At 54.1% G+C, this 13,061-nt stretch carries 11 protein-coding genes; all 11 read left to right on the forward strand.

What is annotated here, in order from left to right; genetic code table 11:
- Window positions 1-25: 25 nt before the first annotated feature.
- The 11 genes from fucO (at window position 26) to mtr (ending at window position 13,059) form a co-directional block, all read left to right on the forward strand.
- Window positions 26-1,174, forward strand: a complete 1,149-nt coding sequence (gene fucO / locus ACVV26_RS06550) for a lactaldehyde reductase (protein ID WP_474800592.1) — start codon at window positions 26-28, stop codon at window positions 1,172-1,174.
- Window positions 1,175-1,421: 247 nt separating this feature from the next.
- On the forward strand, window positions 1,422-2,777 hold the full coding sequence (locus ACVV26_RS06555) for an alpha-L-fucosidase (protein WP_474800594.1): 1,356 nt from the start codon (window positions 1,422-1,424) through the stop codon (window positions 2,775-2,777).
- 2 nt (window positions 2,778-2,779) lie between these two features.
- The gene (locus tag ACVV26_RS06560) at window positions 2,780-4,036 is read left to right on the forward strand and encodes a sugar MFS transporter (protein ID WP_474800596.1); all 1,257 of its coding nucleotides are present in this window, start codon (window positions 2,780-2,782) and stop codon (window positions 4,034-4,036) included.
- A 271-nt stretch (window positions 4,037-4,307) separates the two neighbouring features.
- Entirely contained in the window at window positions 4,308-4,667 is a 360-nt protein-coding gene (locus ACVV26_RS06565) for a TehB family protein (protein ID WP_474800598.1), read from the forward strand.
- Between the two features lie 12 nt (window positions 4,668-4,679).
- Entirely contained in the window at window positions 4,680-5,018 is a 339-nt protein-coding gene (locus tag ACVV26_RS06570) for a nitrous oxide-stimulated promoter family protein (protein ID WP_474800600.1), read from the forward strand.
- A 165-nt stretch (window positions 5,019-5,183) separates the two neighbouring features.
- A complete protein-coding gene (fdnG, locus tag ACVV26_RS06575) occupies window positions 5,184-8,234 on the forward strand; it encodes a formate dehydrogenase-N subunit alpha (RefSeq protein ID WP_474800602.1) in 3,051 nt (1,016 codons plus the stop codon).
- 9 nt (window positions 8,235-8,243) lie between these two features.
- Complete coding sequence (gene fdxH / locus ACVV26_RS06580; protein ID WP_474800604.1) at window positions 8,244-9,131, forward strand: formate dehydrogenase subunit beta; 888 nt, start codon at window positions 8,244-8,246, stop codon at window positions 9,129-9,131.
- Window positions 9,124-9,762: a formate dehydrogenase-N subunit gamma gene (gene fdnI / locus ACVV26_RS06585; RefSeq protein WP_312979913.1), complete on the forward strand. Its 639-nt coding sequence runs from the start codon at window positions 9,124-9,126 to the stop codon at window positions 9,760-9,762. The genes fdxH and fdnI overlap by 8 nt, the downstream gene beginning before the upstream one ends.
- A gap of 242 nt (window positions 9,763-10,004) precedes the next feature.
- Window positions 10,005-10,100 carry a tryptophanase leader peptide gene (tnaC, locus tag ACVV26_RS06590; protein WP_183171768.1) on the forward strand — a complete coding sequence of 32 codons (96 nt, stop codon included), beginning with the start codon at window positions 10,005-10,007 and terminating at the stop codon, window positions 10,098-10,100.
- A gap of 122 nt (window positions 10,101-10,222) precedes the next feature.
- A complete protein-coding gene (gene tnaA / locus ACVV26_RS06595; protein WP_312979907.1) occupies window positions 10,223-11,611 on the forward strand; it encodes a tryptophanase in 1,389 nt (462 codons plus the stop codon).
- Window positions 11,612-11,814: 203 nt separating this feature from the next.
- Window positions 11,815-13,059 carry a tryptophan permease gene (gene mtr / locus ACVV26_RS06600; RefSeq protein ID WP_474800606.1) on the forward strand — a complete coding sequence of 415 codons (1,245 nt, stop codon included), beginning with the start codon at window positions 11,815-11,817 and terminating at the stop codon, window positions 13,057-13,059.
- Window positions 13,060-13,061 lie beyond the last annotated feature (2 nt).

Below are 13,061 nucleotides of genomic sequence, written 5' to 3' on the forward strand. Positions count from 1 at the left end.
GCTTATCACCACAAGGAGCAGGGATATGGCACACAGAATGATATTGAATGAAACGGCCTGGTTTGGCCGGGGTGCGGTTGATACGTTAGCGGCTGAAGTCACGCGTCGTGGTTACCGTAAAGCGTTAATCGTTACCGATAAAACGCTGGTGCAGTGTGGTGTCGTTGATAAGGTTACCCGCAGACTGGACGATGCCGGCCTGAAATGGGACATGTTCGACGGTGTAGTCCCGAACCCCACCATCGCTGTTGTCCAGCAAGGCCTGGCGATATTTAAGCAAAGTGAAGCGGATTATTTGATCGCGATTGGCGGCGGCTCCCCGCAGGATACCTGCAAAGCGATCGGTATTATCAGTAAAAATCCCGAGTTTGCGGACGTGCGTAGCCTGGAGGGATTGTCGCCGACGCGTTACCCGAGCGTCCCTGTGTTAGCGATCCCGACCACCGCTGGCACTGCCGCAGAGGTCACGATCAATTACGTCATTACCGATGAGGAAAAGCGCCGTAAATTTGTTTGCGTTGATCCGCATGATATTCCTCAGGTCGCCTTTATTGATGCCGACATGATGGATGGCATGCCGCCTGCATTGAAAGCGGCGACGGGCGTTGATGCGTTAACACATGCGATTGAAGGCTATATCACGCGTGGCGCATGGGTATTAACCGATGCCTTACACATTAAAGCCATCGAAATCATTGCCGGGGCGCTGCGCGGGTCCGTTGCGGGCGAACGCGATGCGGGTGAAGCTATGGCGCTGGGCCAATATGTAGCAGGCATGGGCTTTTCTAACGTAGGTCTGGGGCTGGTGCATGGGATGGCGCATCCGCTGGGCGCGTTTTATAACACACCGCACGGTGTCGCTAATGCAATTTTGCTGCCACACGTTATGCGCTACAACGCGGAACATACCGGCGAAAAATTCCGCGATATCGCCCGCGCGATGGGGCTAAAAGTAGAAAGCATGAGCCTGGAAGCGGCGCGCCAGGCTGCTGTGGATGCGGTTTTCGCCCTGAATCACGACGTGGGTATTCCGCTGAGCTTACGTGATATTGGCGTGCGTAAAGAGGATATCCCAGCGCTGGCACAGGCGGCGTTGGACGACGTCTGCACAGGAGGCAACCCGCGTGAAGCCAGCCTCCCTGACATTATCGCGCTCTATCACGCAGCCTGGTAATTGCCCTGGCAGGGGCCGGGAGCCACTGGTTTTTCCGTCTGCATAACGTATTCCCATTTGAAAATTATACTTTCTGCATACAGAACTTTAATAAGTGACGCCCAATTTGCTAACTCGAGATAGCAAAAAACGAGGAATCACCCATTCCTTTACAACATTGATTCAGTTCACGGATGACAACTCGGATACAGGAGCTGTCATCTCTCACTATCTGATGTACACCTTGTGTATATCAAAGGAGATGCACATGCGTTCACAATTCGCGGCCAAAAAATTCGGTCTGTTTATTCACTGGGGTATCTATAGCCATATCGCGAAAGGCGAGTGGGCGCTTAACCATATCCCGGAATTTAATAACGGCACCCAGGCGGGATTAGCGGCCTATACCGCTCTCGCCCAACATTTCACCGCGCCAGAACCTGGCGAGACAGGCTGCGCGCGTGAATTGGTGCTTGGCCGTATTAAAGAGATCGTCTCAACAGCAAAAGCAGCAGGAATGGGTTACATCATTCTCGTTACCCGTCACCATGATGGTTATAGCTTATGGGATACCAAAGCCTCTTCATGGGCTGCCGCTTACAATTCCGTTTCCATGAGTCCGAGTGGTGTTGATATCGTCAAAGCCTTTGCGGAAGAGACTACTCGCCAGGGCATCCGTTTATCGCTTTATTATTCGCTCCTCGACTGGACCAATCCCCTCTATCCGGATGTTCTTAATGACGTGAACCCTATCGATAAAGAACCCTATTCTCTTGCGCTGTATAAAGATCGTGAGGGGGATATGGATGCTTATTTTGAGTTTATGCGCCTACAGCTTGAAGAGTTACTGACGGGCTATGGCACGACCATACAGAGTTTATGGTTCGACGGTTTTTGGGCGTTAAAAGATGTCGATAAATGGCGCATCGAAGATTTATACAAAGCCATTCATCGCGCTTCTCCAGACACGTTGATTGGTAATAATAAAGGGCTGGGATTTTCAAGCGAGATCGAAGGGGAAGGATACCAGATCTCCGAACTTGGGCTTGCCAGCCTTGGTCATGCCGCTGATGCCTCTGAAGTCGATCTCACCCTACAGGTTAATCCCCTGGCGGAAACGGCAGATGATTTTTGGGGTTACAACGCGGTAGCTGAACTTCATGGCGTCGACTGGGTTATTGCCCGGCTCGTTGAGAGCATTACCCAGGGGCATAACCTTGTGGTTAATCTGGGGCCGAAAGCCAGCGGGGCGATCCGTCCAGAAGAAGTGCAGATCCTCACCGAGGCAGGCAAGTGGATTAAATCGCATCACGAAGCGATCTTTGACGTTGCTCCAGCCGGTGAAATTTGCCCCAAAGCGACAGTGCGCCAGGATGAACAATCAGGCACGCTGGAACTCTACGTGTTTCTTGATGGCAGCACTGAAACGAAAATTACCCTGCCTGAGGGCGCGACTATCGCGTCGGCGGTGTTACTGGCAGACAGAGGCGAGGTCTGTATTGCCGGCAACGGTGCGATCTCAACCACCGCTGTACACCCGGAAAAACTGCCCTACGTTGTGAAATGCATCGTTAACCTGGCGTCCAGATACAGCCATCGCGCTGCATCAACGCAGGAGAGCTAATAATGACCACGCAAATTAATCCTGTTCCGGCCCAGCAATCGCAGGCTTCGATGTATCGTGTAGCCCTGGTTTTGACGGTTTCACTCACGTTTATGTGGGGGCTGGCCTATGGCCTTAACGATGTGCTCAGCGCGCGATTTCAGGAGTCGCTGGGTATTGATAAATTCGAGGCGGGGCTGGTCCAGGCCTCCTATTTTCTGGCCTATTTTATCATGGCGATGCCCGCAGCCCTCTTTATGGAAAAATATGGCTATAAGCTGGGTATCATCGGTGGACTTTTGCTGTTCTCCGTAGGGGCGTTACTTACTTTTCCGGCGATTAGTGCGAGCAATTTTTGGTTTTTTCTTGCCGCTCTGTTTATCCTTGCCTGTGGCGTTGCTTGCCTGGAGACCGCCGCAAACCCCTACATCCTGGCGCTGGGCTCTTCGCAGACCAGCGAGCGTCGGCTGAACCTGGCGCAGTCTTTCAATGGACTGGGGACGTTCCTGGCTCCGTTGATCGGCGCAACGTTCATCTTTGGCAGTGGTGAAACAGACAATACGCCGGTACAGGTAACGTATCTTGCTATCGCCGTCGTGGCTGTCCTGCTGTTAATGCTTATTGCCCGTACCCGGATGCCGGACATTCGCGAAACCGGTGTGGCCGTGAGCGAGACGGGCCAGTCGGTACCCCTGTTAAAAATGCCTCACTTTGTTCACGGTGTGATTGCCCAGTTTGTCTATACCGGTGCGCAAGTGGGTTCTGGTGCCTTCTTTATTACGCTGGCTATTGCGAAGTGGCCGGGTGCCACAACGCGTGAGGCGTCGGTATTTTTATCCATTGCGCTGGCAGGCTTCATGGCCGGGCGATTCATCAGTACCGTGCTGATGCGCTGGATCGCTCCGCATCGTCTGCTGGGGATTTATGGCGTGATCAACGTGATACTCGCCTCGCTGGTGGTGATCGGCGTTCCGTATGTCTCCATCGTTGCGCTGATCGCCTCTTTCATCTTTATGTCGATCATGTCCCCGACGACGATGGCCCTGGGCCTTAAAGATTTGGGTGAAAAAACGAAGCGCGGCACCTCGCTTCAGATCATGGCGGTTATTGGCGCCTCGGCGATCCCTTTGCTGATGGGACTGGTTGCCCGGGGGATCTCGGTAGAAATGGCCTATGCGATTCCGGTTGTCTGTTTCGCCTATGTCGGATGGTATGGATGGACAGGAAGCCAGTTGACCCATCGTTTCCATCTTCAGGCCGAAACTGAACGTAAGCCGTAACCTCAGACCCACCGTCATCCGCCTTCTACGGATGACGGTGGGCGCGACCTGCCATTCTCTGTTCTGGATTTCTGTAAACTATCCAGGATATTCTGGCTCCAGGCAGTCCTTAACTTGATTGTCATTAAGACAATAAACAGTCATTTAGACACTATTAAAATGACAACCTTTCTCATTTGTAAATCTCATCATATTGATTTTAATGATATTTATTTTTGGCATGGAAGATGCAGAGCAATAGTTAACTAACTTCACTTTAGAGGTAAGACAAATGGCTCATCGCATTCCTGCAGAATATAAACACACCCGTTCCACCGCGTTCTTTGATAGCTCCTCCGTTCCTCAGGCGTTATTAACCCACCACAACACCAAAAAAGATGTCTACGGTCGCCTTTCTGTGATGCGCGGCGCGGTAAAATATATTGGTTTTAAAAACGAGTACGATCAGACCCCGGAAATTGAGCTGATCATTAACGAAGGGCAGTTTGGCGTCAGCCCGCCGCAGTACTGGCATCGCATTGAACTGCTGACGCCGGACACTTATTTCAACATCGACTTTTTCGCTGCCCCGGATGCAGAACTGGATGGCAAAGGGTTTGGCCAGGTGGTGCAGACGAAGAGCAGCAACTGACAGGAGAGGATAATGGGCGCGCGTCTCGATCGTGAAAAACTCACCATCCAGAAAATGATTGCGCTTTACCAGCGTAAAAGCCCACAGGCGCTGGCGGAGCCTGCCCATTATCAGGCGCTTTATGAATATGCCATGAAGCGCCTCGATAAATGTGTCTTTGGTGAAAACAAACCCGCCTGCCGCCAGTGCCCGATCCACTGTTATCAACCGGCAAAACGTGAAGAGATGAAGCAGATTATGCGTTGGGCGGGGCCGAAAATGTTATGGCGGCACCCGATTCTGACCCTTCATCACTTAATTGACGATCGTGCGCCGGTGCCGGAAATCCCCGAGAAGTATCGCAAGAAATAGCTTTCTACCCCGCTGGTGTCACAAAACCCTAACCCCCTGCGGACGGGGGGTTATAAACCCACGGGAATGTTAGGGGTAGTCGCGCTAGCGGCTTGATTTGAGGCAATTTTTGAACTTGCTGAGTTGCTATTTTTCCGCCACGAAAACAACAACAGTGGTGAAGAAATGCAAGTTAACCGTAGGGGCTTTTTCAAAATGTGTGCCGGCGGGATGGCCGGTACCACCCTGACCGCGCTGGGCTTCGCGCCGTTTGATGTCTCAGCCGCGCCGCGTCAGTACAAGCTGTTACGCGCCAAAGAGACCCGAAATAACTGCACCTACTGCTCCGTGGGCTGCGGGCTGATTATGTACGGCCTGGGCGACGGCGCAAAAAACAGCACTTCCAGTATTTTTCATATCGAAGGCGATGCCGATCATCCGGTGAGCCGGGGTTCGCTGTGCCCGAAAGGCGCGGGCCTGATCGACTTTATTCACAGCAAACAGCGTTTACAGTACCCGGAATACCGCGCGGCGGGCAGCGATAAATGGCAGCGCATTAGCTGGGACGAGGCGTTTGAACGCATCGCGCGCCTGATGAAGGCGGACCGTGATGCCAACTTCGTCACCACCAATAAACAGGGCGTGACGGTAAACCGCTGGGCCACCACCAGCATGCTGTGTTCCTCCGCCGCCAGTAACGAAACCGGGATTATCGATAATAAATTCGCGCGCGGCTTAGGCATGGTCGCCGTAGAAAACCAGGCGCGCCTGTGCCACGGCCCAACGGTAGCGGCGCTGGCGCCGAGCTTTGGCCGCGGGGCGATGACCAACAACTGGATCGACATCCGCAATGCCGACGTAATCCTGATCATGGGCGGTAACGCCGCCGAAGCGCACCCGGTGGGCTTCAAATGGGTGGTGGAAGCGAAAAAACGCCGTGGCGCCAAGCTGCTGGTGGTTGATCCGCGCTTTAACCGTTCCGCCGCCGTGGCCGATCTGTATGCACCGCTGCGCCCAGGCAGCGACGTGGCGTTTCTGGCCGGTATCGCCCACTACCTGCTGACCAGTGACAAAATCCAGCATGAGTATGTGCGTGAATTCACCAACGCCGCGCTGATCGTACGCGAGGACTTCAGCTTTACCGACGGGCTGTTTAGCGGCTACGACGAGGCCACCCGCCAGTACGACCGCAGCACCTGGGCCTACGAGCTGGACGGCCAGGGCCAGATTAAACGCGATGACACCCTGGGCCATCCGCGCTGCGTGTTTAATTTGCTCAAAGCCCACGTCAGCCGCTACACCCCGGAGATGGTAGAAACGCTCTGCGGTACGCCGAAAGCCGATTTCCTGAGCATCGCCAAAACCCTTTCCGAAACCGCGGCTAAAAATAAAGCCGGTTCGATCCTCTACGCGCTGGGCTGGACGCACCATACCAACGGCGCGCAGATCATCCGTACCGCCGCCATCGTGCAACTGCTGCTGGGCAACATTGGCATGATGGGCGGTGGCATCAACGCTTTGCGCGGCCACTCCAACGTGCAGGGTTATACCGACCTCGGCCTGCTGGACGGCTCGCTGCCGGGATATCTGCCGCTGCCGAGCGAAAAGCAAACCTCGCTACAAACCTTCCTTGAGCAAACCACGCCGAAATCGGTGATGCCGGGCCAGGTGAATTACTGGAAAAACACCCCGGCATTTATGGTGAGCCTGCTGAAAGGCTTTTACGGCAATGCCGCCACTGCCGACAACCAGTGGGGCTACGACTTCCTGCCGAAATGGGACAAAAAATACGACGTGATGAGCATGGTCAACCAGATGGTAGACGGCCAGTTCAACGGTCTGCTGGTGCAGGGTTTTAACGCGCTGGCGTCGTTTCCCAATAAAAATAAAGCGGTAGAAGCGTTTTCGAAGCTGAAATACATGGTGGTGATGGACCCGCTGGCCACCGAAACCGCCAGCTTCTGGCAAAACCATGACGAAATGAATGCCGTGGACAGCAGCGCCATCCAGACCGAAGTGTTCCGTTTACCCACCGCCTGTTTTGCGGAAGAAAACGGCTCGGTGGCGAACTCCTCGCGCTGGTTGCAGTGGCACTACGCCGCCGCCAATCCGCCGGGCGAAGCGCTGCATGACAGCAAAATTCTGGCCCATCTGTTCCTGCGCCTGCGCGAGCTGTATCGCGAAGAGGGTGGGGTGGGTGCGGAGCCGCTTCAGGCTATCGACTGGAACTATGCCGATCCGCACGATCCCCAACCGGAAGAGATCGCCCGCGAATCTAACGGTCGCGCCTGGCAGGACGTGCGCGACAAAGACGGTACGCTGATCGCCAAAGCGGGCCAGCAGTTAAGCGCCTTCGCCCATCTGCGCGACGACGGCTCGACCAGCAGCCTGTGCTGGATTTACACCGGAAGCTGGACCGAGCAGGGCAACCAGATGGCGAATCGCGATAACGCCGATCCGTCCGGCCTTGGAGCGGTCAACAACTGGTCGTGGGCGTGGCCGATGAACCGCCGCATCCTGTATAACCGCGCCTCTTCCGATGCACAGGGCAAAGCCTGGGACCCGGAACGTCCGCTGATGCAGTGGAACGGCAAGCAGTGGCAGGGTTTTGACGTACCGGATTACCCGCCTACCGCCGCGCCAGAGGACAAAGTTGGCCCGTTTATCATGCTGCCGGACGGTCTCGGCCATCTGTTTGCGCTCAATAAACTGGCCGATGGCCCGTTCCCGGAGCACTACGAACCGATGGAAAGCCCGATTGGCACCAATCCGCTGCACCCGAAGGTGGTGCACAGCCCGGTAGCGCGTATTTTCGAGCGCGACGCAAAAATGCTCGGCACGGCGGAAAACTTCCCGTATGTGGCGACCACCTATTCCATAACCGAATTATTCCGCCACTGGACCAAGCACGCGTTGATCAACGCCATCGCCCAGCCGCAGCAGTTTGTCGAAGTGGGCGAGCAACTGGCGAAAGAGAAGGGCATCAGCGCCGGGGACTGGGTAAAAGTGTCATCGCGCCGTGGGTTTATCAAAGCCAAAGCGGTGGTGACCGCGCGCCTGCATACCCTGAACGTGGACGGAAAACCGGTCTCTACCATCGGCATTCCCTGCCACTGGGGTTTTGAAGGCACCACGCGCAAAGGGTTCCTCGCCAATACCCTGACGCCGAGCGTCGGTGACGCCAACTCGCAAACGCCGGAATTCAAGGCGTTCCTCGTCAATATTGAAAAGCTGTAAGGAGCGCCTGTGTCTATGCAATCTCAGGACATCATTAAAATTTCCGCGACTAACGGATTAACACCGCCACCCCAGGCGCGCGATTTTAAGCAGGAAGTCGCCAAACTTATCGACGTGTCGACCTGCATCGGCTGTAAAGGCTGCCAGGTGGCGTGTTCCGAGTGGAACGACATCCGCACCGACGTGGGTGAAAACATTGGCGTTTACGATAACCCCATCGATCTGGACGCCAAAGCCTGGACGGTGATGCGCTTTAGCGAAACCACAGAGCATGGCCGCCTGGAATGGCTGATCCGCAAAGACGGCTGTATGCACTGCGCCGATCCGGGCTGCCTTAAGGCCTGCCCGGCGGCAGGAGCGATTATTCAGTACAAAAACGGCATCGTCGATTTTCAGTCTGAACACTGCATCGGCTGCGGTTACTGCATTGCGGGCTGTCCGTTCAATATTCCGCGCCTCAATAAAGAGGATAACCGGGTGTACAAATGTACCCTGTGTGTGGATCGCGTGGCGGTGGGCCAGGAGCCGGCATGTGTAAAAACCTGCCCGACCGGCGCAATCCAGTTCGGCACCAAAGAAGAAATGATCACGGTCGCTGAAACGCGTATCGCCGATCTGAAATCGCGCGGCTACCCCAACGCCGGGCTGTATGACCCGCAGGGCGTAGGCGGCACCCATGTGATGTATGTGCTGCATCACGCCGACAATCCGGCGCTATACCACGGGCTGAAGGCCGACCCGCACATTGATACCTCCATCAACCTGTGGAAGGGCGCGTTAAAACCACTGGCCACCCTCGGCTTCCTGGCGACCTTTGCCGGGCTGATTTTCCACTACATCGGCGTGGGTCCGAATACCGAATCCACGGAAGAGAAATCGGAGGACATCCATGAATAACGAACCCAACATCCTGCGCACCCGCTTTATTGACCGCGCCGTTCACTGGACGGTGGTGATCTGCTTTTTCCTGGTGGCGCTGTCGGGCATCGCGCTGTTTTTCCCGACGCTGCAATGGCTCACGCAAACCTTCGGCACCCCGCAGATGGGGCGCATTTTGCATCCCTTCTTCGGTGTGCTGACCTTTGTGATGCTGATGTTTATGTTTTTCCGCTTCGTGAAACACAACCTGCCGGAGCGGGAAGACATCTCCTGGGTGAAGAATATTGTTGAAGTGCTGAAGGGCAACGAGCACCACGTGGCGGACGTCGGCAAATATAACGCCGGGCAAAAGATGATGTTCTGGACCATCATGAGCATGATTTTCGTGCTGCTGGTGAGCGGGGTGATCATCTGGCGGCCCTGGTTCGCCGACTCTTTCCCGATCCCGGCGATCCGCTATAGCCTGCTGATCCACGCGGTGGTCGCCATCGTGCTGATTCACGCAATCCTGATCCACATCTATATGGCGTTCTGGGTTAAAGGGTCAATTAAGGGCATGATCGAAGGCCGCGTCAGCCAGCGGTGGGCGCGCAAGCACCATCCACGCTGGTATCGTAAGCTGATGGCGCGACGCAATAGCCAGGGCTAATTGCCTGACACGACAATGCCTCAGGCACATTATCCGCCTGAGGCATTTATCACATTTTCGATTACGAGTAATACCGCCTCTCAGATATATCCTTTCGTGATGCTGGTTAATAAATTCGTTACTAAAAGTGAGAGAAATAAATTCGCTTTATAGCGAATAGTTAAATTGTGCATTTAATCACGGACAAATTTTAAAACCTGGTTATCTTTATGATTCATTTTAACCAGACAGAGGACGATGTAATGAAACACACCGCGTGTTATCGCCTCATAGCGAAAGGTGGCTTAAACGCCTGGTATAATCTCGACCCGCGCATTTCCAACGATTTCCCTCGTTAATTCTCCGGTTATTCCCTTATTAAAACAGACAATCTGAACACTGCGTTTGGATGATATTTATTGCGCGTTGATCCGCCATAAATATTTTCCGCGCAGCAGGGTAATTTTTTGGAGAATATATTATGAAACGCATTCCTGAGCCGTTCCGCATTAAAATGGTTGAAAATATTCGCATGACCACCTTTGACGATCGCGTTAAAGCGCTGGAAGAAGCGGGATATAACCCGTTCCTGCTAAAAAGCGAAGATGTCTATATCGACCTGCTGACCGACTCTGGCACCGGGGCAATGAGCGACCGCCAGTGGGCTGGCCTGATGATGGGCGACGAAGCCTACGCCGGTTCACGCAACTACTTCAATCTGTGCGAAAAAGTGCAGGAGATTATCGGCTATCCGTATACTATCCCGACCCACCAGGGCCGTGGTGCGGAGCAGATCCTGTTCCCCAGCCTGATTGCGCGCTGCAAATCCAAACGTCCGGTATTTATTTCCAACTTCCACTTTGATACCACCGCCGCGCACGTCGAATTAAACGGCGCGAAAGCGATTAACGTGGTGACGCCGAAAGCGTTCGACACCACCTCCTGGTATGACTGGAAAGGCAATTTCGATATCCCGCAGTTGAAGGCGACTATTGCGGAACACGGTGCGGAAAACGTAGCGGCAATCATTACCACCGTTACCTGTAATAGCTCTGGCGGGCAGCCGGTGTCGCTGGCGAATATGCGCGAAGTGTATGACATCGCCAAACAGCACAATATCCCGGTGGTCATCGACTCCGCGCGCTTCTGCGAAAACGCCTGGTTTATCAAGCAGCGCGAAGAAGGCTACGCCAGCAAAAGTGTGAAAGAGATTATCCGCGAGATGTACCAGTACGGCGACATGCTGACTATGTCTGCGAAGAAAGATCCGCTGGTGAACATTGGCGGCCTGTGCTGCTTCCGCGACGACGAAGATCTGTTTAACGAAGTTCGTATTCGCTGCGTGCCGATGGAAGGCTTTGTCACCTATGGCGGGCTAGCGGGGCGCGATATGGAAGCGCTGGCGATTGGCCTGGAAGAGGGCACCAATGAAGACTTCCTGGCGTACCGTATCAACCAGGTGGAATATCTGGGCGAACGTCTGCGCGAAGGCGGTATCCCGATTCAGTACCCGACCGGCGGTCACGCGGTGTTTGTCGACGCCAAACTGCTGCTGCCCCACATCCCGGCGGAACAGTTCCCGGCGCATGCGCTGAACAACGAACTGTACCTCGAAGCGGGCATCCGTAGCGTAGAGATTGGTTCACTGCTGCTGGGCCGCGACCCGGAAACCGGCGAGCAGAAACCGTCGCCAATGGAACTGCTGCGCCTGACCATCCCGCGCCGCGTTTATACCAATGACCATATGGATTACATCGCCGATGCGTTAATTGCCGTGAAAGCGCGCGCGTCCACCATCAAAGGGTTGACCTTCACCTACGAGCCGCCTGTGCTGCGCCACTTTGTCGCTCGCCTGAAACCGGTTAAATAATATAAACGGGCGCTCCCGCAACAGGAGCGCTCAATATTTGTTCCAGGATAAAGAATACACGAAACCATTCGAGCTTTATCAAGGCGGCAACTGAGTGAATCTCCAGAAGCTTACATAAATAAGTGACTGGGGTGAACGAAGGCAGCCAACGCAGATACAGCTTGAATGGTGAAGTGTATTTAGCCTCGCGAGGAAAACGCTACATGGCTACATTATCGGTTACAAATAGTACCCCGTCGTTAATTGGCGGCGCGATGATTATTGGTGGAACCATTATTGGCGCAGGCATGTTTTCATTGCCGGTTGTTATGTCCGGCGCCTGGTTTTTTTGGTCACTGCTGGCATTAGTCTTTACCTGGTTTTGTATGTTGCATTCCGGATTAATGATCCTGGAAGCGAATCTTAATTATCATATAGGGTCAAGCTTTGACACCATTACCAAAGATCTGCTAGGTAAACACTGGAATATTATTAATGGCGTTACCGTTGCGTTTGTACTTTATATATTAACCTACGCCTATATCTCTGCCAGCGGATCGGTTATTCATCATACTTTCTCGCAAATGAATATTGATTTCCCGGCCAGGCTGGGGGGATTATTGTTTGCTTTAGCGGTGGCGTTTATCGTTTGGCTGAGCACCCGGGCGGTGAGCCGGATGACCACCATCGTTCTGGGCGCGAAAATTCTCACCTTTTTTATGACCTTTGGCGGCCTGCTGTGGCACGTCCAGCCAGCAGTACTGCTGAATGAAGCGGAAGTCGCCCCGCAATATCTGCCGTATGTGCTGATGACCCTGCCGTTCTGCCTGGCATCGTTTGGCTATCACGGCAACGTACCGAGCCTGATGAAGTATTATGGCAAAGATCCGTTAACCATTCGCCGCTGCCTACTATTAGGCACGTTAATGGCGCTGGTGCTGTATGTGATCTGGCTGGTAGGCACTATGGGCAATATTCCGCGCCCGGCGTTTATCGACATCGCTGAAAAAGGCGGCAACATTGACGTACTGGTGCAAACCCTGAGCGGCTTATTAAGCAGCTCAACCCTCGATCTGCTATTAACCGTTTTCTCTAACTTCGCGGTTGCCAGTTCCTTCCTCGGCGTGACGTTAGGCTTATTTGACTATCTGGCCGATCTGTTTAAATTCGACGACAGCCGCCAGGGGCGGTTTAAAACCGCGCTGGTGACGTTCTTACCGCCAATGCTCGGTGGTTTAATCTGGCCGAACGGGTTTATTTATGCTATCGGATTCGCCGGGCTTGCCGCCACGGTGTGGGCGGCGATTGTTCCGGCACTGCTGGCGCGCGCTTCTCGGCAACGTTTCGGTAGCCCGCGCTACCGAGTGTGGGGGGGTAACGCGATGATTGCACTGATCCTGCTCTTCGGTGCCGCCAACGCGTTAATCCATATTTTGTTTAGCATGAATCTGCTACCGGTTTATAAATAACC

The organism is Atlantibacter sp. MEI4A-1023 (assembly GCF_056155425.1).